The following is a 19307-nucleotide window of genomic DNA, read 5'->3' as shown; positions in this document are numbered from 1 at the left end:
CGCGCGCCCACCGGATACCTTTCTCTTACGTTGATTTGCCCCATGAATGACGCGCACCTGTGCGCCTGCCTGACGCAAACGTATGAGAGTTCCCATGAGTGTTTTTGCCAGCCTGCAAGAAGCCCAGTCTTTTCTTGAACAGCACCCGGACATCGAAATGTTCGAGCTGTTTATCCTCGACAACAACGGCGTGCCACGCGGCAAGTTGCTGCACCGCGATGAGCTGCTGGCGGTGTATGAAAGTGGCCGCCCGTTGCCCAGCACCATCCTGGGCCTGACGATTAACGGCGACGACGTGGAAAACTCCGGGCTGGTGTGGGAAGTCGGCGATATCGACTGCCGCGCCTACCCGGTCAGCGGCAGCTTGCAGCGTATGCCGTGGCGCCTGATCCCGACAGCCGCCGTGCAAGTCAGCATGCACCCCACCGAAGGCTTGCCGGCCACCGTGGCTGACCCTCGGCATTTGCTGGCCAAGGTGATCGACGACCTCAAGGCCGACGGTTATTACCCGGTGATGGCGGCGGAGTTGGAGTTTTACCTGCTCGACCAGAAACCCGACAGCAACGGCCGCCCACAACCGGCACGGGATGTGGACGGCAATCGCCCGCGCTCGACCCAGGTGTACGGCCTGCGTGAGCTGGAGCAAATCGAGCCGTTCCTGGCCGACCTCTACAGCGCTTGCAAGCTGCAAGGCATTCCGGCGCGCACGGCGATTTCCGAGTATGCGCCGGGCCAGGTGGAAATCACCCTGGAACATCGCGCGGATGCCCTGCAAGCCATGGACGAAGCGGTGCGCTACAAGCGTCTGGTCAAGGGCGTGGCGCATAAGCACGCAATGACCGCCTGCTTTATGGCCAAGCCATTCGATGACTTGGCGGGCACCGGCATGCACATGCATGTGAGCCTGGCGGATGCCCAGGGCAATAACCTGTTCGCCAGCGAGGCCGCCGATGGCACGCCGCTGCTGCGCCAGGCGGTGGGCGGCATGCTCAGCACCTTGCTTGATTCGCTGCTGATGTTTTGCCCGAATGCCAACTCTTATCGGCGCTTCCAGACCAACAGCTATGCGCCGCTGGCGGCCACCTGGGGCGTGGATAACCGCACCGTCAGCCTGCGCGTGCCGGGCGGGCCTGCCTATTCCCGGCATATCGAACACCGGATTTGCGGGGCCGACGCCAATCCTTACCTGGCGGCTGCCGCCATCCTGGCGGGTATTCACCGAGGCATTCGCGAACAGCGCGACCCCGGTGCGCCGGTGGAAGGTAACGGATACGCCCAGGCCAAGGAGTTGCTGCCCACTGACTGGCTGACCACCTTGCGTGCGCTGGAGGGTTCAAGCTGGGCGCGGGAGGCGTTTGGCAGTGAGTTTCTCGGCGTCTATTTGGCGGTGAAGCGTGAGGAATATCGTCAGTTCATGGGGGAGGTGGGCGAGCAGGATTGGCACTGGTATCTGCATCAGGCGTGATCCGCTGGCAGCAGATTTGGATACACCGAAGAGCTGCTTTTCTGTGGGCGCTGGCTTGCCTGCGAAGGCATCAACTCGGTGTACCCGATGTACCGAGGTGCCAGCATCGCAGGCAAGCCAGCTCCCACAGTCGAACGTCGGTGTTTTACAGGCGTCACGGTTTCAACCTTTTTTTCACGTTGCAGTGGTTAAGCTGCGGATCAAGGTCGTTCACCACCGTTCCACCCACATGAGCCCGCGATGTCGCCACAACCTCCATCCTCTATCGAGATCGAATTCACCGAGCGCTGTGACCGCGAGCATGCGCAGGTCTGCGGCGACACGCGTCCGCCCGCGCTGCTCAAGCGTCTGGCGGCCTGGCGCGATGAACGGCTGGTGCGCCAAGCGTTGAAAGTGGCCGGTGAGCCTGGGTTGATCCTCGACCTGGCGTGTGGCTCCGGCCGGTTTTGGCCCGTGTTGGCCGAACACGTCAACCGGGTGATCCTGGCATCCGACAACTCCCAGGACATGCTCGACCATGCGCGCACCCATCACCCGGCGGCGTTGCTCAAGCGGGTCAAAACGTTCCAGGGTTCGGCGTTTTCCATCGGCCTGTCGGCCAACGCCGTGGACTGTATTTTCTGTTTGGAACTGTTTCGTCATGTGCCCAGCAGCGACGTACGCATGGCGCTGTTGCGCGAATTCCACCGTGTCAGTCGCGACACAGTGATTGTCGCGGTGAGCTCGCGCACACCGGTGGAGGACGAATTCCGCCAGGCCGGTTTCAAGGTCCTCCATCAGCAGGAGTTCCTGCCGGGCTCCAAGCTGTGGCGTGTCTACGTCTTGCGTAAGAGAGGCTAAGTCCCGCCTGTCGGACTATTCTTCCTCTCTTGTCAGAGTTTTCATGATGGTGTGTGCACTGCGGATGCTCGCAAGTCCCTTTCGCGATATATACTGCGCGCCATTCTTCAAGGGAGAGCCGTGTGGCCATCGATATTCACTGGATCTGCGACAACGATAGCCTCGGCCAGCATTGCGCCGAATGGCAGCAGTTGCCATTCGTCGCCCTCGACACCGAATTCATGCGGGTCGACACCTTTTATCCCATTGCCGGGCTGATCCAGATCGGTGATGGCGTTCGCGCTTACCTGATCGACCCCCTGACCATCGATAACTGGCAACCCTTGGCCGCCTTGCTGGAGAACCCGGCGGTGATCAAGGTGGTGCACGCCTGCAGCGAAGACCTGGAAGTGTTGTTGCGCCTGACCGGCAGCCTGCCGGTACCGCTGTTCGACACTCAATTGGCAGCGGCTTACCTGAACCTCGGTTTCTCCATGGGCTACTCGCGCCTGGTGCAGGCTGTACTCGACATCGAGCTGCCAAAGGGCGAAACCCGCTCGGACTGGCTGCAGCGGCCGTTGTCCGAGACCCAGGTGAGCTACGCCGCCGAAGACGCGGTGCACCTGGCCGAAGTCTATGTGCGCTTGCGCCCGCAGCTGTCGGATGACAAATATGCCTGGGTACTGGAAGACGGCGCCGAACTGGTGGCCAACCTGCGCCGCGAAGTCGACCCGTATGAGGTGTACCGTGACGCCAAGCTGGCGTGGAAACTCTCGCGTGCGCAGCTCGCCGTATTGCGTGAACTGTGCGCCTGGCGCGAGCAGCAGGCCCGTGCCCGTGACCTGCCGCGCAACCGCATCATTCGCGAACACTCATTGTGGCCCTTGGCCAAATCCCAGCCGGATAACCTCGCTGCGCTGGGCAAGATCGAAGACATGCACCCGCGCACTGTGCGTCAGGACGGCCAGTTTCTGCTGGACCTGATCAAGCGCGCCGGCAGCGTGTCGATGGACCAGTGGCCACCCGCCGTGGCTGAGCCGCTGCCGGTGGACGCTGCTGTGCTGATCAAGCAACTGCGCGCCCTGGGCCAGGCCGAGGCCGAGCGCCTGGAGATGGCGCCGGAACTGATGCTGCGCAAGAAAACCCTCGAAGCCCTGGTCAAGAGCGGCTACCCCGATGGGCCTTATACATTGCCAGACTCGCTGCGTGGCTGGCGCCGCGAGTTGATGGGCCAGGCGCTGCTCGACAGCCTGGCCACTGCCGGAGAACAGCCTTGAAACGTATTTGCTCCATTTATCGCAGCTTGAAAAAAGACGGGATGTACCTCTACGTGCTCAAAAGCGATGCGCTGGAGCGTGTGCCGGAACCCTTGATGACTGCCTTCGGCAAAGCCCATCTTGCATTCGAGATGATACTCACGCCGGAGCGCAAGTTGTCGCGCGAGGACATTACCGTGGTCCTGGAAAACCTCGACAAGCAGGGCTACCACCTGCAAATGCCACCGGCCGAGGACGAGTACATCGAGCACTTGCCCGAAGAGCTGCTGCGCCGCAACGACCCGATGTAACCGGTCAGTGCCCTGTCCAGGGCACATTCTTTTATGGACTCGTATTCGTTTGGCGGTGGCCGTAAGGAAGCGGGCGGCCGTCTGCACTGTTTTTGAAAGGTTTGAACCATGCGTGTTCTGATTGCTGAACAGGATCACCCGCTCTACGCCCAATTGCTGAGCGAAGCGGCCCCGGACCTTGAGGTGCTGACCAGCGGCGACTCGGCCGAACTGTCGCGCCTGGCCGCCGATTGCCCGGTTTGGCTGGGCCAGCCGGACCTGCTCGCCACCTTGCTGCGCCAGGGCCATAAGCCGCAATGGCTGCAATCGACCTGGGCGGGTATCACGCCGCTGCTGGCCGATGGCTTGCCGCGCGACTATCGCCTGACCCGCGCGGTCGGCATCTTTGGCCAGGTCATGGCCGAGTTCGTGCTCACCTATATGCTCGGCCATGAGCGCGAAGTGCTGGCGCGACTGGTCAGCCAGGTCGAGCGCAAGTGGGACAACCGCATGGGCCAAAGCCTGGCGGGGCGCAAGGTGCTGGTGGTTGGCACCGGCGATATCGGCCAGAGCGTTGCTGATTTTTTGCTGCCGTTTGGCGTCAAGCTCTACGGGATTGCCAGCAGCGCGCGAGAACAGGCACCGTTTATCGAAGTGGCCGGGTTGGACCAACTGAGCCGGCTGGTGGGGGAGGTGGACTACGTGATCAACCTGCTGCCGAACACGCCTGATACCCATGATTTGTACAACGCGGCGCTGTTCAAGCAATTCAAGCCGACGGGGTTGTTTATCAACGTCGGGCGCGGCGTGGCGGTGGTCGATGCCGATTTGGTCGAGGCGCTTAAAGAGGGGCACTTGGCCGGTGCGGTGATCGACGTGTGCCGTCAGGAGCCTTTGCCGCAACGCCATCCGTTCTGGACTGCCTGGGGCTTGCTGTTGACCGGGCACAGTTCCGCGCCGACGTCGCCGGGGATGATGGTGGAATTGTTTGTGCAGAACCTGCGGGCTTATCAGGCCAAGGATGCACTGCGCGGGGAAGTCAGCTTCGAAAGGGGCTATTAAACGTGTGAGCTGGGCTTATGTGGGAGCTGGCTTGCCTGCGATAGCATCACCTCGGTCTACCTGATTCACCGAGGTGCCTTCATCGCAGGCAAGCCAGCTCCCACACAAGCCCGCACATATTGGATCTATGCAAGGCTTACAGGCTGAAATCACCCTCGGACACCAGTTCGCTCAGCGGCCGACGCGGGCTTGGCGCTTCACGACCTTGCAGGTACTCCGGCAAGCTCGACTTGTCCCCCAGCTTGCCCACGGCCACAGCCGCGTGCAGGGCATAACCTTCTGGAATCTTCAGCTCTTTGCGGGTCAGCTCCTGATCGAAACCGGCCATGCCGTGGGTGTGCCAGCCGCTGAGGCTGGCTTGCAGCGCCAGGTGGCCCCACGCCGAACCGGTGTCGAAGGTGTGCCACAGCGCCGGGGTTTCTTCGCTGGCGCCGGGGGCGGTAAAGTCGGTTTTTGAAGCGATGATCACCAGGGCCGACGCGTGTTGCGCCCAACCACGGTTGAATTCATTGAGCAACCCCAGGAAACGCTCCCAGTTCGGTGTGTCGCGGCGCGCGTAGAGAAAGCGCCATGGCTGCGAGTTGTAGGCCGACGGCGCCCAGCGTGCGGCTTCGAAGAAGCTCAGCAGCGTCTCCTGCGGGATGCTTTCGCCGGTAAAGGCGCGGGGCGACCAGCGCTCGGTGAATTGGGTGTGGATCGGGTAATCGGCAACGCGTGTCATGGGCAGTTCCTGATCGTCAATTCGGCCTTCAAAGCTACTGCGCGCCCACTAGACTGACAAGTGTTGTTACACCGCCAGTCGTAAGCGCTTGGCCCCAGGCGCCTTGGGCACTAGACTGGCGGCCTTTTCACCTTCCGATACTGATGTAGAGCCATGGCCGCCAAAGTCGAACCTTTCTGGATACGCAAAACCCTTGAACACCTCGACCAGGAGGAGTGGGAGTCGTTGTGCGACGGCTGTGGCCTGTGCTGCCTGCAAAAGCTTGAGGATGAAGAAGACAACAGCGTCTATTACACGCGCATCGCCTGCAAATTGCTCGACCTGAAAACCTGTCAGTGCAGCGACTACACCAACCGCCGCGCCTCGGTGCCCGATTGCATCCAGCTCACGCCGGGCCAGGCCGACCAGTTCAAATGGCTGCCGCCGACCTGCGGCTACCGCCTGGTCAGCGAACGCAAGGACTTGCCGCTGTGGCATCACCTGGTGTGTGGCGACCGCGATGCTGTGCACCATGAACGCATTTCCCAGTCCGGGCGCATGCTCGCCGAAGGCAGCGTGCCCGAGGATGACTGGGAGGATTACCTGATCTTCCGTGCAGGCTGAAAAAGGAGTGTGTATGAGGGTGGCAACCCGGCTGGCGGCATCCTTGGTGCTGCTGGCACTGAGCCTGCCTGCGTGGTGCGCGAAGAAAGTCGACCTCGATTATCACGTCAAGCTGCTGCCCCAGAGTGATCAGGCCGAGGTCCGCGTGAGCCTGTCCCAGGGTTCGGCTGTGCGCAGCCTGAACTTCGACCTGGGCCGTGACGGCGACTACAGCGACTTCAAGGCCGACGGCCAATGGCAGGTCACCGGCAGCCGTGGCCTGTGGCAACCCAGCGCCGACAAAGCCAGCCTGACTTACCGCGTGCGCCTCACCCATGCGCGCAAGCCGGGCGTGTATGAGGCGCGGATGACGCCGAGTTGGGCGCTGTTTCGCGGCGAAGACCTGGTGCCGGTTGCGCGGCTGGACCAGCAGGACGGTACCGAGTTGGTGTCGCGTCTGATGTTTGAATTGCCGGCCGGCTGGAAGAGCGTCGAAACCGCCTGGCCGCGTATCGGCAAGCACAAATTCCGTATCGACAATGTGTCCCGCCTGTTCGACCGGCCTACCGGCTGGATGCTCGCTGGCAGCCTCGGCAGTCGTCGCGTGCGCCTGGGTGAAACCGACGTCACCGTGGCCTCGCCCAAGGGGCAGGCCATGCGCCGGATGGACGTGCTGACGCTGCTGACGTTCGTCTGGCCGCAAGTCGAAGCCGCACTGCCACGCCATCCTGCCAAGCTGTTGATCGTCGGCGCCAGCGACCCGATGCGCCGTGGCGCTTTCTCATCGCGCGATTCGATCTACCTCAACAGCCGCACGCCGCTGATCAGCGAAAACGGCAGCAGCCCATTGCTGCGCGAAGTGGTGCAAGCCATTGGCCGTTTTAACGACCACGATACCAGTGACTGGATCAGCGAAGGGTTGGGCGAGTATTACGCCATTGAACTGCTGCGGCGTGCCGGCGGCATTACCGATGAGCGGTATGCGGCGATACAGACGCGGTTGGCCAAGGAGGGCAAGGGCGTGATCAGCCTGCGCGGCAATCAAGTCAACGCTGCGACCGTGGCGCGGGCGGTGCTGGTGTTGCAGGAGCTGGACCGCGAGATCCGCGTAAAGACCCACAACAAGCGCTCGCTGGATGATCTGGCGCAGGCGGTGATGCGGGCGAACAGTGTTAATACGGCGCAGTTTGTGCAGTTGGCTGAAAGTGTGATCGGCGAGTCGTCGGTGGTGCTGGACAACAAATTATTGCGTTGACCCAAAACAACTGTGGGAGCTGGCTCCCACAGTTGATTGGGGTTGGCCGGGCTATTTAGTGGCTTTCTCTGCCGCCACTTCAGCCTTGGTCTTCAAGTTCTTCAACTCTTCGCCCGCGCGTTCGATCTTGGTGCGCACACTGTTCATTTCCTGGCGGCCTTGCTCCAGCTTGTCCTTGAGCGAGCTGTGCCCGGTCACGCCGCGCACCAGCGCGACGCCACCAATCGCCACCTGGATCAGCCCGAAGATGCCGCCACGGCGCAGGCCTTTGCCGACCATCATCACACCGCCGGCCACCGAAAGAATGCGTTCCGACCCGTGTACGTTTTGCTCGCTTTTGGGGGCTGGCTGCAGGTGTTCGATGATAGGTCGCAGGGTTTTGCTGTCGCTCATGGTTTGTCTCCAACAAAGGCAAGTGTAAGTAGCTGACTGTTTGCAGGCGCCGGATGTTCCCGAAATATCAGTACTTGGGGCCTGAGCGGGTGTTGTTGCCCTTGGCCAGACGGTCGTACAGCACCACATTGACGGTGGCGGCAAGGTTCATGCAGCCGGTGGTCGGGATGTACACCACGTCTTCACACCAGTCGCGGATCTCTTTGTCCAGCGAGCCGTCTTCGGGGCCGAAGATGTACAGCGCGCGGTCCGGGTGCGTGTATTCGGGCAGCGGGCGGGCGCCTTCCACCAGCTCTATGGCGACCGGGATACAGCCCAGCGGCAGGATCTTTTTCAAGTCATCGATGCCGATCAACGGAATGTCGTGGTGGACCTTCTTGGTGTCGGTGATGAAGTCCCGGGCGCGCTCGTAACGCACGCCGGTGTAAAACACCGAGGCCACGCCGTAGCAGCCGGCGGCGCGCATCACCGAGCCGACGTTTTCGGGGGATTTGGGGTTATACAGACCGATGCAGCTGTAGCGTTTATTGCCCACGGGGAAGGGTGCCTTGGAGGAAAACCGCGATTATACGGCCTTGGAGGCATGTGTTGCTTGGGCGATCGCTATCGCGGGCAAGCCCGGCTCCCACACTTGGAATGCATTCCCCTGTGGGAGCTGGCTTGCCTGCGATGCGGCCCGCACAGACAAAGAAGGGCTTCAGTCGTCCTTTTTCATCAACCCCGCCAACGCCGCAAACGGGTTGTGCGTCGCCTTGGCAATCGTCGGGCTGCTGGTGGAGCCTTCGCCGAAATACTGCTGGTCGGTGTAGCGCGAGTGTTCGTTGTCGTGGCAGTACAGGCACAGCAACTCCCAGTTGGAACCGTCCTGGGGGTTGTCATCATGATTGTGGTTGCGATGGTGTACGGTCAGTTCGCTCAAGCGTTTGCCGGCAAACTCACGGGCACAGCGGCCGCACACGTGCGGGTACATCTTCAAGGCTTTGTCGCGGTAGCCCATTTCCCGGTCGCGCTGGGCATCGGCGAGGATGCGGTCCAGCTTGGCGGTGTGGGAGGGCGGGTTGGTCGAGCTCATCATGGCTCCTGGCTATTTGGGGGTTCACGGATAGGGTTGATTCTAGCCGCTCGCGAGGCAAATGACCGCTGGCTTTTTCAGCCGCGGTACAGCTGCGCTTGAGCGAACGTTTGTAGTATCGGCATATTCACTTCACAAGGATCTGAAACCTATGCGTGTGTACACATGGATCGCAGCCCTGCTGCTCAGCGTGCTGGCCGCTCAAGCCCAGGCGTTCTCCACACCCAAGCCCGGCCAGGTGATCGAGGTGGCCCTTGAGCAACTGCACCCGACCCAGGCCGTGGTGGGCTTTGACCAGATCTACTACAGCCTGGGGCTGTTCGCCGACAAACCGGCCAAGGTGTTCGACGAATACTGCGAAACCAACGGCCAGGGCGCCGCCGACAACGTGCCGAAGAAAGCCGACCTGCACCAACCCGACAGCTTCACCTGCAAAGACCCGGTGGGCACCCACCCCGACGACATGAAAACCGTGGTGGTCGGCCCCGGTGGCCAGTTGTACCTGACCGACGGTCACCATAGTTTTACCACCTTGTGGGAAGTGCCCGGCGGCGGCCCGCAGCTGAAAATGTGGGTCAAGGTAACCGATGACTTCAGCAACAGTGCCGACATGAACACCTTCTGGCAGCGCATGGAAGCGGCCCGCAAGGTCTGGCTCAAGGACAATCAAGGCCAGACCCTGCCGCCGCAACAGCTGCCTGCGCACCTGGGCTTCAAGAACCTGCAGGACGACACGTTTCGCAGCCTGGTGTATTTCACCCGTAAGGCCGCCTACGGCAAGCCGGACGATGGCGCGATTGCGCCGGAATTCCTGGAGTTCTACTGGGGCAACTGGCTGCGTACGCAGATTGATTTGAAGGCGTACAACTTGAACAAGAAGGGCGGCTACAAGGATGCGATTGAGGCGGTTGCCAAGCGCATGGTCAGCCTGGCGCCGGGTTCACAGGTGGGCAGCAGCGGTTTTACTGCCAGGCAACTGGGCGGTATGACCCAGCTGGACCAGGGCGAGCTGGACAAGACCTTCGAGAAAAAAGTGCCGTATGTGATCGATTACCGAAAATCCCGAAACTGACGCAGAACCAAAATGTGGGAGCTGGCTTGCCTGCGATGCTGGCACCTCGGTGATTCAGGTAGACCGCGGTGATGCTATCGCAGGCAAGCCAGCTCCCACACAAACCAGCTCCCACACAAGCGGGCTCCTACAGGTTTTTTTTTGTGTCAGCGGGCCTCAGCCCTTGAGCTTCTCGGCAATCCAGATGGTATGCCGGGTGCCCTTGTTGCCATGGGCGAACACCTGCACTTCCTCGGCCTTGAACCCGGCCTTGCGCAGTTTGTCGCTGAACAGCTTGTCGGCGCTGGCTGACCACACCGCCAGCACGCCTTTAGGCCGCAGCGCTTTGGCACACGCGGCCAGGCCACCGGCCGAATACAGCCAACTGTTGGCTTTTTGCGTCAGGCCTTCGGGGCCGTTGTCCACATCCAGCATGATCGCGTCAAAGCCTTGCGGCTCGGCCTGCAGCACCTTGGCCACGTCTTCCATGCGGATCACCGTGCGTGGGTCCAGCAGCGGGCGGCCGGATTTTTCCCCCAGTGGGCCACGGTTCCATTCCACTACGCCAGGCACCAATTCCGCCACCACCACTTCAGCGCTCTTGCCCAAATGCTTGAGTGCCGAGGCCAGGGTAAAGCCCATGCCCAGGCCGCCGATCAGCACCCGCGAACCCGGCCGACCGGCGACTTTACGGCAAGGAATCTCCGCCAGCGCGTCTTCGGAACCATGCATGCGTGTGTTCATCAACTGGCCGCCGTCACCGCCCTGGATCTTGATGACAAAATCCTCGCCGTATTCGAACAGGCACAAGGCACCGCCGTTGTCGGGGATTGGGGTGGTGTCGAGCAGAACGAAACGTTTCATGGAAATCTCATTGGGAAGGGCATTCTTGCGCGGTTGGGAGTAGCCTTACGACATTCCGGTCAGGCCATGGAGCCATCGATGAAGTGCAGCATTCTAACGGTCATTGCGTTGAGCGCGCTCACATTGGGTGCGGCGCAGGCGCAAGAGGCGCAAACCGTGCCCGTGGCGCCTACGCCAACCCCCGGTGCGCCGGGCACGCCGACGCCCACCTTGTACCCGCAAGTCACTCCGCCCGTGGCGCCCAAAACCACCGCGAACGGCTCACCGGCGCTGGTGCCGATTGTGTTGCCAACGCCGCCCAAGGATCAGACGGTGCCCGGCCTGCTGCAAAATGACAGCAAGCCGAAGACGCCCGGCGGTTAAAATTGCTGGGACAGTAATTGCCCGTCGGCCATGCGCAGGCGCTTGGACAAGGCAATCGCAATCGCGCGAATGATCTTGGCCGCTACCCTGGGGGCTTCGTTGAGCATTTTTTCCAGCGCATCTTTGCCCAGGTTCAACAGCACGCAATCACTGGCGGCCACGCAACTGGCGGAGCGCCGCTCGCCGTCAAGCACGGCCATTTCGCCAAAGGCCCGACCACTGCGCAAGGTGGCGATGGTCAGGCGCTGGCCGGTGTGATTGGTTTTTTGCACGGCCACCTGGCCGCTGTGCAGGATGCACATGAAGGTGCCCGCATCGCCCTCGAGGAAAATCACCTCATCGCGGGCAATGCTGCTGATATTGAAGTAGCCGGCGGCCACGTGAAAATCTTCCGGTAACAGCGGGTCGAACAGGCCGCAATCCATGAGCATGTCGCGGATTTCGTTGTTCATCAGAGTCGGTAGTGGCATAGCTGCAATCTTGGTCCATCAATCAAGTCGGGCGGTCTTGTGTTCAGACAGGACCGCCTTACTAAGTTCCTTAAACGAGCCCCAGGGCCTTGAAGACAAATCCATATTCGAGCGCTACGTCACGTAATCCCTGGTAACGCCCGCTCATCCCGCCATGGCCGGCACCGAGTTCAGTCTTGAGCAGCAACAGGTTGTGGTCGGTTTTGGTGTCGCGCAATTTAGCCACCCACTTGGCCGCTTCCCAATACTGCACGCGGCTGTCGTTGTAGCCGGCAATCACCAGCATGTGCGGGTAAGCCTGGGCCTGGACGTTTTCATAGGGCGCGTAGGCCTTGATGCGTTCATACACCTCGGGCTCTTGCGGGTTGCCCCACTCGTCGTACTCGGTAATGGTCAGCGGCAGTTCCGGGTCGAGCATGGTGTTGAGCACGTCGACGAACGGCACTTCGGCAATCGCCGCCTGAAACAGCTCCGGGCGTTGATTGAGCACCGCGCCGATCAACAGGCCGCCGGCACTGCCGCCGCTGATAGCCAGCTGCTTGGAGGTGGTCAGCCCTTCGGCGATCAAGTGCTCGGCGCAGGCGATAAAGTCGCTGAACGTGTTCTGTTTGTGTTCCTGCTTGCCATTGCGGTACCAGGCTTCACCCAGCTCACCGCCGCCGCGTACATGCGCGATGGCAAATGCCACGCCACGCTCCAGCAAACTCAGGCGCGCATGGGAAAACCAAGGGTCGAGGCTTGAGCCGTAGGCGCCGTAGCCATAGAGGTACAGCGGCGTGGGTTGGCCAAGCTGATCACGCTTGACCACCAGGCTGATCGGCACCTGAGTGCCATCTGCAGAAGTCGCCCACAGCCGTTGGCTGACATAATCGTCGGCGTTGAACACACCGAGTACCGGGGTTTCCTTGAGCACCACCTGCGCGCCGCTGGCCAGTTCAAGCTGGCGCACCTGGGCCGGACGGTTCAGGGCTTCATAACGCAGGCGGATCTTGTCGCTGGCAAATTCCAGGCTGTTCTGCACGTAAAGGCTGTAGGCGGCGTCAGGCAATTCCACGCGGTAGGCGCTCGAACCCTGCGGGTGCACTTCGATCACCGGCAGGCCGCCGATACGCAGACTCAAGGTCATGGCGCCGGCATTGAGGCTTACGCCGTCGAGCATCACGTCATCGCTGTGGGGGACCAGGTTCTGCCATTGATCCTCGCTTGGCACACTGCCAGTGTCGGCGGCGACGAACAGCGCATAGTTGATGCCGTCACGGTTGCTGCGGATAAACCAGGTCCATTGGTCATCCAGCATGCCGTGGTCGACATCGTATTCATGGTCTTCGACCCGTGGCGCCAGGCAGGTGAAAGCCTGCTGTGGCTGGTCGGCGTCCAGCGCCCAGATTTCGCTGGTGGTCTTGCTGCCCAGGGCCAGCAGCAATTGGCGCTCGGAGCTGGAGCGGTAGCAATGCAGGAAGAACCGCCCGTCGGGCTCGTGGAACACTTCCTGCGCTGCCGTGCCATCCAGGCGGTAGCGGTAAAGCTTGTGCGGGCGATGGGTGTCGTCCAGTTCGCCGAAGAACAGCGTCAGGCTGTCGTTGGCCCAGGTCATGCTGCCGTCGCAGTCTTCAAACTCCAGTTCGCTGACCTTGCCGGTGGCCAATTCCTTCACGTACAGGGTGTAAATCTCTTCACCGCTGGTGTCGAGGCTGTAGGCCAGGCGCAGGTGGTCGGGGCTGATGCTGAACGCGCCGAGGGAGAAAAAGCCGCCGTTTGCCAGCACATTCGGGTCCAGCAGCAATTCTTCGCTGCTTTCGTCCACCGTGTTGCTGTCATCCGACGGGCGACGGCAGCGGTAGTGGCGGGCGTATTCATCACCGGCGGTGGTGCGTGTGTAATACAGGTACGGGCCCCACGGCGAAGGCAACGACAGGTCGGTTTCCAGGATGCGGCCCTTGATCTCTTCGAACAGGCTTTGACGCAGGGCTTGCTGGCCGGCGAGCTGGTCTTCCTGCCAGGCGTTTTCGGCTTTGAGGTAATCGAGGACTTCAGGTGTGTCACGTTCCTGCAGCCAGGCATACGGGTCCGGGCCTTGGGCCTTGCGGGCGATCGGGGCAGTCGATATAGGCATGGATCACTCTCTGTCTGGCGGATGGTGGCAGGCATTGCAGCCGAGACACGCAAAAGCCGTTATCATAGCCGCCTCTTTGCCAGCCTTGCCATGGACACCATGACCGAGAACGACTATCTGACCGCTTGGGGCCTTTACGCCTTCGCCGCTTTGGGCTGCCTGTTGGTGTGGTGGCGCATGACCCGCTGGATCTGGCGCTGGCTGCGTGAGCCGCTGCAATTGTTGATGGCGGTGTTGCTGTTCAGCCCGACCATCGTCGACCCGGTCAAGACCCAGTTTGCGCCAGCCGTGGCCATTACCGCCCTGGACCTGGTGCTGCACGTGGGCAATAACGCCTGGCGGGCCATCTCCGACCTGTTCATGTACACGATGATCGCGTTTGGCGTGTATATCGTGTTCGTGTTGATCCGCTGGCCCATCGAGCGTGCCGCCAACGCCCGCCGTGAGCGCAAGGCCGCCGCCGACGCCGCACTGGCCGCCGAGCCGGTAGACGAAGACGACGAACCTTTCCGTCGCCCGCCGCCTGCCGGCAATCTGCGGGTTGAGCCGCGTCTTTAACGTTGTAAGCCCTGCAGCGAGAGCCCTGGCATGTGTGAATTATTGGGCATGAGTGCCAACGTCCCCACCGATATCGTGTTCAGCTTTACCGGGCTGATGCAGCGGGGCGGGCGTACCGGCCCCCACCGCGACGGTTGGGGCATCGCGTTTTACGAAGGCCGTGGCCTGCGGCTGTTCCAGGACCCGGCCGCGAGCAGCGAGTCGGAAGTCGCCCTGCTGGTGCAGCGTTATCCAATCAAAAGTGAAGTGGTGATTGGCCATATCCGCCAGGCCAATGTGGGCAAGGTGAGCCTGGCCAACACGCACCCGTTCGTGCGTGAACTCTGGGGCCGTAACTGGTGCTTTGCGCATAACGGCCAATTGGCCGACTTCAACCCGCGCGCCACGTTCTACCGGCCGGTGGGCGACACCGACAGCGAAGCGGCGTTCTGCGACCTGCTCAATCGCGTGCGCGAAGCCTTTCCGGAGCCGGTGGAGATCGAGCAGGTGCTGCCGGACCTGATCGCCGCCTGCGCCGAATACCGCAGCAAAGGCGTGTTCAACTGCCTGCTCAGCGACGGCGACTGGCTGTTTTGCTACTGCTCGACCAAACTGGCGCAGATTACCCGGCGCGCACCGTTTGGCCCGGCGCGTTTGAAAGATGTCGACGTGATCGTCGATTTTCAGGCCGAAACCACGCCTGATGACGTAGTCACGGTGATCGCCACCGAGCCCTTGACCGACAATGAAAACTGGACCCGCTACGAACCGGGCCAATGGAGCCTGTGGCGACGTGGTGAATGCGTCAGCCAAGGCGTTACCGAGTAAGGATATCGACCATGTTGCTCAGTTATCTGCGGTTGGTGCTGTTTGCCATTGGCTTGTTGGTCGGCGTGCAAGTGCCGGGGTTTATCAACGACTACGCCAAGCGCGTTGAAGCCCATTTGATCGAAGCCCAGACCGGCCTGCGCGGCTTCGATGCCACGGCGCAGCAGTTCTTCAATGGCGACTTGCAGGCGCTGGTGGCCCATTACCGCGCCAGTGATGACCCGGTGTTTCGCAGCGATGCCAACAGCCTGGGCACTTTGCTCGATCGTCAGGTGGCGTTGGACAAGCAGTTCCAGGCCATGCAAGGCCCGTGGTACATCCGCGTGCTGCAAGTGGCGGTGGCTGCCGACCCGGATATCCGCCTGGAAACCTGGAATGGCTACAGCTACCAGATTTTGCTGACGCCTGAGGCGATGGGCTGGGGCTTGGGCGGGGCGATGCTGTTGTCGTTCGGCATCGAATGCCTGTTCCGCCTGATCGACTGGGTGGTGTTGGGCGGCAAGCGCCTGCGCCAGAGCCGGCCGATCGAAGAGCGCGACCTTAAAGGCCTCTAAAGATGATCGTTCCCACGCTCTGCGTGGGAATGCCTCTTGTGACGCTCTGCGTCAGGCTTTGGAACGCAGAGCGTCCCGGGCTACGTTCCCACGCGTGGGAACGCTCATTGGCTTAGTACCATCCTTTCTTCACCCACTTCCTCGGCATACCGCGCCACCACCTTCTGACACAACCCCACAATCTCCTCCACCAACTCCACCCCCACACGCCACGACACCACCACCTGCAAATTCGGCAGGCGTTGCGCCATGGGCAGCATCACCAGCTCTCCGCGAGCCAGTTCTTCCATCACCAGCACCGGCGGTAACGCGCCAATCCCGAAACCATCGCGCAGCAAGCGGGTAATCGCCGACACCGAGTTCACGCAGTTCATGCGTGGCGAGGCCACCCCGTTGGCCTGCATCAGGCTCAGCACATCCTGGTGCGGGTGGGAATTTTTCGAGTAGGTGATGATGCGCTCCTGGGCCAGTTCGGCGAGGGAGGCGTAGTCACGGTTGTAGATGGAGTGGCTGGCGACTATCCAGGCCATGGGGTGGCTGGCCAGCTCCAGGCTGCGCACGGTTTCCAGGCGCAGCAGGTCGGTTTGCAGGATCAGGTCGAGGAAGCCTTTTTGCAGCTGATCACTGAGGTTAAGCGCCGTATCGGCGACCAGTTCGATTTCTACCCGCGGGAAGTGATCCATCAATTGCGCCACCAATGGGCTCAGCCAAGTGTGGATTACCGTGTCCATGGCACCGATGCGGATGCGCCCAACCTTGCTGCTGGTGGTCTCCAGGGACTGCTTCAAACCCTGCATTGTGACCATCATCTGCTCGGCATAATCGAGCACCTTCAAGCCTTCCGGGGTCAGGCTGACGCCGCGTGAATCGCGCAGAAACAGCTTCACACCCAGTTCGCTTTCGAGCACGGCGATGCGGCTGGAAATCGAGGCCTGGGTGGTGAACAGCTTTTCGGCGGTCAGGCGAAAGCTCTTGAGCTTGGCCACCCAGACGAAAGTTTCGAGGAACTTCAAATTCATGGGATCAACTTTTCTTATGCTTGGATCGGTTTTTATTAGTTGGACGCCGCACCCGGCAAACGCCAAAAATCGAGGCATTCCACGATAAGCGCCGTTAGGGTGTCAGGACAAGTTGCGAGTTCTGCGTAAAAAATCCCACACTACAAAAAATACAAAGCCTACAGGAGCAACCACCGTGAGCCGTCTGCTTTTGAATTGCGACATCGGCGAAAGCTTTGGTAACTGGACCCTGGGTCTGGACGCCGAGGTCATGCCGTTCATCGATTGCGCCAACGTGGCCTGTGGGTTTCATGCCGGCGACCCGAGCATCATGCGCCAGACCGTCAGCCTGGCACTCAAGCATGGCGTGCAAATAGGTGCGCACCCGGCCTACCAGGATCTGCAAGGGTTCGGCCGCCGTTCCATGGCCTATACGCCGCAGGAAATCCAGGACCTCATGCACTACCAGATCGGCGCCCTTGAGGGCATCTGCCGTGCGCAGGGTACCCGCGTCAGCTACGTCAAACCCCATGGTGCGCTGTACAACGACATGATGGCCAAACCGGCGCAACTGCGAGCGGTGATGCAGGCTGTGGCCGCGTATGGCGATTTGCCCTTGATGTTGCTGGCCAAAAGCGACAACAGCGAAGCCCAGGCGATGGGCGATGAATTCGGCCTGACACTGTGGTTCGAAGCCTTCGCTGATCGCGCCTATGACCCTAAGGGCCATCTGGTTTCGCGTCAGTTGCCGGGCGCGGTCCATCACGACGCCGACACCATCGTGCAGCAAGCCCTGACCATTTTCCGTGGGCAAGCCCTGACGGCCAGCGACGGCAGCGCCCTGGTGTTGCAGGCCAACACCCTGTGCGTACACGGCGACAACGCCAGCTCGATCGCCGCTGTGCAGCGCATCCGTGAGGCGTTGAAACCAGCATGAAGCCACGCATTGAGGTGGTGGCCATCGACTGCTTGATGGTGCGTCTGTTTGAGGTGATTGCTGAAGCCAACATGCCGTGGATGCTCGCCGCCACCCAACGTCTGCGTGAAGGTTTTGGTGACGCGCTGGTGGATCTGGTGCCGTCCTACACGACCTTGATGGTGCATTACGACCTGACTGCGCTGAGCCCCGCTCAAGCGCGGGAACTGATCGATCAGGCGCTGACCGACTTGCAACCCCAGGCGCAGGGCAGCGGCCAGTGCCACGTGTTGCCGGTGTGGTACGACCTGAGTGTCGGCCCGGAACTGACGTTGCTCAGCCAGCGCAGCGGCTTGTCGATCGAGCAGGTGATCCATCGCCACAGTGCCCACGAATACCAAGTCTTTGCCCTCGGCTTCGCGCCCGGTTTTGCCTTTATGGGCTTGGTCGACGAAATCCTCGCCACACCACGGCTCAACACGCCGCGTAAACGCGTGGCGGCCGGCAGTGTCGGCATTGCCGAGCGGCAAACCGCCGCCTACCCGGTGGTGTCGCCGGGCGGCTGGAACCTGATCGGTCGCACCCCGGCCAAACTGTTCGACCGCGAGCGTGACGGCTACAGCCTGATGCAGCCGGGCGATACCGTGCGTTTCGAAGCGGTCGGCCACGCCGAATTCATCCATTTGGGTGGCGATGACACGCCGTTGGAGGCGCAGGCATGAGCCGCTTGTTGATCGAGGCCAGCACGCCGCTGTGCCTGTTACAGGACGCCGGACGCTTTGGCGTGCGCCACCTGGGCGTGACCCAGGGCGGGGCGCTGGATTGGGTGTCGATGTCCTGGGCCAATTGGCTGCTGGGCAATGCGCTGGATGCACCGGTGGTGGAAATCACCTTGGGCGGGTTTACCGTGCAGGCCGAAGACTATTGTTTGCTGGCATTGGCCGGGGCGGATTTGGGCGCCTATATCGACGAACGCGCCATCAGCCCTGGGCGCAGTTTTATCCTGCAAAAGGGCCAGCGTCTGCGTTTTACCCAGCCGTTCAGCGGTGCGCGGGCTTACCTGGCGGCGCCCGGCGGGTTTGATGCGCCGGCTGTGCTGGGCAGTTGTTCCACGGTGGTACGTGAGGCATTGGGTGGGCTGGACGGTTTCGGCAAGGCCTTGGCCGAAGGCGGGCGGTTGGTTTATTTCGGTACGGGCGGCGCGATGAACGTGCTGAGCACGCCTGATCTGCCGGCAAAAGCGCCGCTGGACGTGATTGTCGGCGCGCAGATCGGCCAGTTCAGTGGGCAGAGCCTGTTCGATGCATTCAATACCGACTGGTCGCTGGACAGCCGCGCCGACCGCATGGGCATGCGCCTGCTGGGCACGCCGTTGCAGTACCAGGGGCCGTCGTTGATCTCTGAAGGCATCCCGTTGGGCGCGATCCAGGTGCCGCCGGATGGGCAGCCGATTGTGTTGCTCAATGATCGGCAGACCATTGGCGGCTATCCGCGTTTGGGCGCACTGACGCCGTTGGCATTGGCGCGGCTGGCGCAGTGTTTGCCGGGGGAGAAGGTGAGGCTGGCGCCAGTGGTGCAGGAGACTGCGCATCGGCAGCACATCGAGTTTTTGCAGCGGTTTTTGAATCGCTAAAAGCATCGCAGGCAAGCCAGCTCCCACAGGGGAATGCATTTCAACTTTGGAATGCACTCCCCTGT

General features: G+C 61.5%; 23 protein-coding genes. 15 read left to right on the top strand and 8 right to left on the bottom strand.

Annotation, left to right across the window (positions count from 1 at the left end; genetic code table 11):
- Positions 1-94: 94 nt before the first annotated feature.
- The 5 genes from GIW48_RS17690 (at position 95) to GIW48_RS17670 (ending at position 4892) form a co-directional block, all read left to right on the top strand.
- Complete coding sequence (locus tag GIW48_RS17690) at positions 95-1465, top strand: glutamine synthetase family protein (RefSeq protein WP_236462040.1); 1371 nt, start codon at positions 95-97, stop codon at positions 1463-1465.
- A gap of 240 nt (positions 1466-1705) precedes the next feature.
- Positions 1706-2305 carry a class I SAM-dependent methyltransferase gene (locus GIW48_RS17685; RefSeq protein ID WP_017137381.1) on the top strand — a complete coding sequence of 200 codons (600 nt, stop codon included), beginning with the start codon at positions 1706-1708 and terminating at the stop codon, positions 2303-2305.
- A 122-nt stretch (positions 2306-2427) separates the two neighbouring features.
- Positions 2428-3561 (top strand): ribonuclease D, encoded by a 1134-nt coding sequence (gene rnd / locus GIW48_RS17680; protein WP_017137382.1) that lies wholly within the window; start codon positions 2428-2430, stop codon positions 3559-3561.
- On the top strand, positions 3558-3851 hold the full coding sequence (locus GIW48_RS17675; protein WP_017137383.1) for a YcgL domain-containing protein: 294 nt from the start codon (positions 3558-3560) through the stop codon (positions 3849-3851). The genes rnd and GIW48_RS17675 overlap by 4 nt, the downstream gene beginning before the upstream one ends.
- A 108-nt stretch (positions 3852-3959) precedes the next feature.
- Positions 3960-4892, top strand: a complete 933-nt coding sequence (locus tag GIW48_RS17670; RefSeq protein ID WP_017137384.1) for a D-2-hydroxyacid dehydrogenase — start codon at positions 3960-3962, stop codon at positions 4890-4892.
- Between the two features lie 136 nt (positions 4893-5028).
- On the opposite strand, the gene GIW48_RS17665 is transcribed toward GIW48_RS17670, so the two are convergent.
- Positions 5029-5613 (bottom strand): nitroreductase family protein, encoded by a 585-nt coding sequence (locus GIW48_RS17665; protein ID WP_017137385.1) that lies wholly within the window; start codon positions 5611-5613, stop codon positions 5029-5031.
- 153 nt (positions 5614-5766) lie between these two features.
- Between GIW48_RS17665 and GIW48_RS17660 the strand changes: the two genes are divergently transcribed.
- Both GIW48_RS17660 and GIW48_RS17655 read left to right on the top strand, forming a co-directional pair.
- Entirely contained in the window at positions 5767-6216 is a 450-nt protein-coding gene (locus tag GIW48_RS17660; RefSeq protein WP_017137386.1) for a YcgN family cysteine cluster protein, read from the top strand.
- Positions 6217-6229: 13 nt separating this feature from the next.
- Positions 6230-7450 (top strand): hypothetical protein, encoded by a 1221-nt coding sequence (locus tag GIW48_RS17655; protein ID WP_236462037.1) that lies wholly within the window; start codon positions 6230-6232, stop codon positions 7448-7450.
- A gap of 51 nt (positions 7451-7501) precedes the next feature.
- Here the strand turns inward: GIW48_RS17655 and GIW48_RS17650 are convergent, their stop codons facing one another.
- From GIW48_RS17650 to GIW48_RS17640, 3 genes are all read right to left on the bottom strand, one after another.
- Positions 7502-7843 carry a YgaP family membrane protein gene (locus tag GIW48_RS17650; RefSeq protein WP_017137388.1) on the bottom strand — a complete coding sequence of 114 codons (342 nt, stop codon included), beginning with the start codon at positions 7841-7843 and terminating at the stop codon, positions 7502-7504.
- 67 nt (positions 7844-7910) lie between these two features.
- Entirely contained in the window at positions 7911-8378 is a 468-nt protein-coding gene (locus GIW48_RS17645; RefSeq protein ID WP_236462034.1) for an RNA methyltransferase, read from the bottom strand.
- A 162-nt stretch (positions 8379-8540) separates the two neighbouring features.
- On the bottom strand, positions 8541-8915 hold the full coding sequence (locus GIW48_RS17640; RefSeq protein ID WP_003210675.1) for a YajD family HNH nuclease: 375 nt from the start codon (positions 8913-8915) through the stop codon (positions 8541-8543).
- A gap of 151 nt (positions 8916-9066) precedes the next feature.
- On the opposite strand from GIW48_RS17640, the gene GIW48_RS17635 reads away from it, so the two are divergent.
- Positions 9067-9987: a ParB/Srx family N-terminal domain-containing protein gene (locus GIW48_RS17635; RefSeq protein ID WP_236462031.1), complete on the top strand. Its 921-nt coding sequence runs from the start codon at positions 9067-9069 to the stop codon at positions 9985-9987.
- A 156-nt stretch (positions 9988-10143) separates the two neighbouring features.
- Here the strand turns inward: GIW48_RS17635 and GIW48_RS17630 are convergent, their stop codons facing one another.
- Positions 10144-10830 (bottom strand): spermidine synthase, encoded by a 687-nt coding sequence (locus tag GIW48_RS17630; RefSeq protein ID WP_065929156.1) that lies wholly within the window; start codon positions 10828-10830, stop codon positions 10144-10146.
- Between the two features lie 78 nt (positions 10831-10908).
- Between GIW48_RS17630 and GIW48_RS17625 the strand changes: the two genes are divergently transcribed.
- Positions 10909-11193 carry a hypothetical protein gene (locus GIW48_RS17625; RefSeq protein ID WP_026013726.1) on the top strand — a complete coding sequence of 95 codons (285 nt, stop codon included), beginning with the start codon at positions 10909-10911 and terminating at the stop codon, positions 11191-11193.
- On the opposite strand, the gene GIW48_RS17620 is transcribed toward GIW48_RS17625, so the two are convergent.
- Together GIW48_RS17620 and GIW48_RS17615 are read right to left on the bottom strand one after the other, a co-directional pair.
- On the bottom strand, positions 11190-11663 hold the full coding sequence (locus GIW48_RS17620) for a cyclic nucleotide-binding domain-containing protein (protein ID WP_017137392.1): 474 nt from the start codon (positions 11661-11663) through the stop codon (positions 11190-11192). The two genes, GIW48_RS17625 and GIW48_RS17620, sit on opposite strands and share 4 nt — an antisense overlap.
- A 70-nt stretch (positions 11664-11733) precedes the next feature.
- Positions 11734-13776 carry a S9 family peptidase gene (locus GIW48_RS17615; RefSeq protein ID WP_236462027.1) on the bottom strand — a complete coding sequence of 681 codons (2043 nt, stop codon included), beginning with the start codon at positions 13774-13776 and terminating at the stop codon, positions 11734-11736.
- Positions 13777-13797: 21 nt separating this feature from the next.
- On the opposite strand from GIW48_RS17615, the gene GIW48_RS17610 reads away from it, so the two are divergent.
- The 3 genes from GIW48_RS17610 to GIW48_RS17600 are packed head-to-tail and all read left to right on the top strand — an operon-like array spanning position 13798 to position 15695.
- The gene (locus GIW48_RS17610) at positions 13798-14334 is read left to right on the top strand and encodes a hypothetical protein (RefSeq protein ID WP_017137394.1); all 537 of its coding nucleotides are present in this window, start codon (positions 13798-13800) and stop codon (positions 14332-14334) included.
- A gap of 30 nt (positions 14335-14364) precedes the next feature.
- Positions 14365-15141 carry a class II glutamine amidotransferase gene (locus tag GIW48_RS17605; RefSeq protein ID WP_017137395.1) on the top strand — a complete coding sequence of 259 codons (777 nt, stop codon included), beginning with the start codon at positions 14365-14367 and terminating at the stop codon, positions 15139-15141.
- 11 nt (positions 15142-15152) lie between these two features.
- Positions 15153-15695: a DUF2937 family protein gene (locus GIW48_RS17600; protein WP_017137396.1), complete on the top strand. Its 543-nt coding sequence runs from the start codon at positions 15153-15155 to the stop codon at positions 15693-15695.
- A gap of 104 nt (positions 15696-15799) precedes the next feature.
- On the opposite strand, the gene GIW48_RS17595 is transcribed toward GIW48_RS17600, so the two are convergent.
- Positions 15800-16714: a LysR family transcriptional regulator gene (locus tag GIW48_RS17595; protein ID WP_170038786.1), complete on the bottom strand. Its 915-nt coding sequence runs from the start codon at positions 16712-16714 to the stop codon at positions 15800-15802.
- Between the two features lie 175 nt (positions 16715-16889).
- On the opposite strand from GIW48_RS17595, the gene GIW48_RS17590 reads away from it, so the two are divergent.
- From GIW48_RS17590 to GIW48_RS17580, 3 genes are read left to right on the top strand one after another with little or no spacing between them, the layout of a single operon-like run.
- Complete coding sequence (locus GIW48_RS17590) at positions 16890-17630, top strand: 5-oxoprolinase subunit PxpA (protein WP_236463102.1); 741 nt, start codon at positions 16890-16892, stop codon at positions 17628-17630.
- Positions 17627-18331: a 5-oxoprolinase subunit PxpB gene (gene pxpB, locus GIW48_RS17585; RefSeq protein ID WP_170038796.1), complete on the top strand. Its 705-nt coding sequence runs from the start codon at positions 17627-17629 to the stop codon at positions 18329-18331. Before GIW48_RS17590 ends, pxpB begins: the two co-directional genes overlap by 4 nt.
- Entirely contained in the window at positions 18328-19242 is a 915-nt protein-coding gene (locus tag GIW48_RS17580) for a biotin-dependent carboxyltransferase family protein (RefSeq protein WP_236472919.1), read from the top strand. Before pxpB ends, GIW48_RS17580 begins: the two co-directional genes overlap by 4 nt.
- Positions 19243-19307 lie beyond the last annotated feature (65 nt).

Origin of the sequence: Pseudomonas sp. PA-6-3C (genome assembly GCF_021605825.1) — a bacterium.
Lineage (GTDB): Bacteria > Pseudomonadota > Gammaproteobacteria > Pseudomonadales > Pseudomonadaceae > Aquipseudomonas > Aquipseudomonas edaphica.
Note: the sequence above shows the minus strand (reverse complement) of the source record. Positions and strands in the feature narration are given on the sequence as shown.

Bases quoted from the DNA above. Each gene is read 5' to 3' on its own strand.
- GIW48_RS17620 (WP_017137392.1), bottom strand. From the start codon at position 11,663: ATGCCACTACCGACTCTGATGAACAACGAAATCCGCGACATGCTCATG.
- GIW48_RS17595 (WP_170038786.1), bottom strand. From the start codon at position 16,714: ATGAATTTGAAGTTCCTCGAAACTTTCGTCTGGGTGGCCAAGCTCAAG.
- GIW48_RS17580 (WP_236472919.1), top strand. From the start codon at position 18,328: ATGAGCCGCTTGTTGATCGAGGCCAGCACGCCGCTGTGCCTGTTACAG.
- GIW48_RS17660 (WP_017137386.1), top strand. From the start codon at position 5,767: ATGGCCGCCAAAGTCGAACCTTTCTGGATACGCAAAACCCTTGAACAC.
- GIW48_RS17635 (WP_236462031.1), top strand. From the start codon at position 9,067: ATGCGTGTGTACACATGGATCGCAGCCCTGCTGCTCAGCGTGCTGGCC.
- GIW48_RS17600 (WP_017137396.1), top strand. From the start codon at position 15,153: ATGTTGCTCAGTTATCTGCGGTTGGTGCTGTTTGCCATTGGCTTGTTG.
- GIW48_RS17615 (WP_236462027.1), bottom strand. From the start codon at position 13,776: ATGCCTATATCGACTGCCCCGATCGCCCGCAAGGCCCAAGGCCCGGAC.
- GIW48_RS17650 (WP_017137388.1), bottom strand. From the start codon at position 7,843: ATGAGCGACAGCAAAACCCTGCGACCTATCATCGAACACCTGCAGCCA.
- GIW48_RS17625 (WP_026013726.1), top strand. From the start codon at position 10,909: ATGAAGTGCAGCATTCTAACGGTCATTGCGTTGAGCGCGCTCACATTG.
- GIW48_RS17610 (WP_017137394.1), top strand. From the start codon at position 13,798: ATGGTGGCAGGCATTGCAGCCGAGACACGCAAAAGCCGTTATCATAGC.
- GIW48_RS17690 (WP_236462040.1), top strand. From the start codon at position 95: ATGAGTGTTTTTGCCAGCCTGCAAGAAGCCCAGTCTTTTCTTGAACAG.
- GIW48_RS17670 (WP_017137384.1), top strand. From the start codon at position 3,960: ATGCGTGTTCTGATTGCTGAACAGGATCACCCGCTCTACGCCCAATTG.
- pxpB (WP_170038796.1), top strand. From the start codon at position 17,627: ATGAAGCCACGCATTGAGGTGGTGGCCATCGACTGCTTGATGGTGCGT.
- GIW48_RS17655 (WP_236462037.1), top strand. From the start codon at position 6,230: ATGAGGGTGGCAACCCGGCTGGCGGCATCCTTGGTGCTGCTGGCACTG.
- GIW48_RS17665 (WP_017137385.1), bottom strand. From the start codon at position 5,613: ATGACACGCGTTGCCGATTACCCGATCCACACCCAATTCACCGAGCGC.
- GIW48_RS17605 (WP_017137395.1), top strand. From the start codon at position 14,365: ATGTGTGAATTATTGGGCATGAGTGCCAACGTCCCCACCGATATCGTG.
- GIW48_RS17630 (WP_065929156.1), bottom strand. From the start codon at position 10,830: ATGAAACGTTTCGTTCTGCTCGACACCACCCCAATCCCCGACAACGGC.
- GIW48_RS17640 (WP_003210675.1), bottom strand. From the start codon at position 8,915: ATGAGCTCGACCAACCCGCCCTCCCACACCGCCAAGCTGGACCGCATC.
- GIW48_RS17685 (WP_017137381.1), top strand. From the start codon at position 1,706: ATGTCGCCACAACCTCCATCCTCTATCGAGATCGAATTCACCGAGCGC.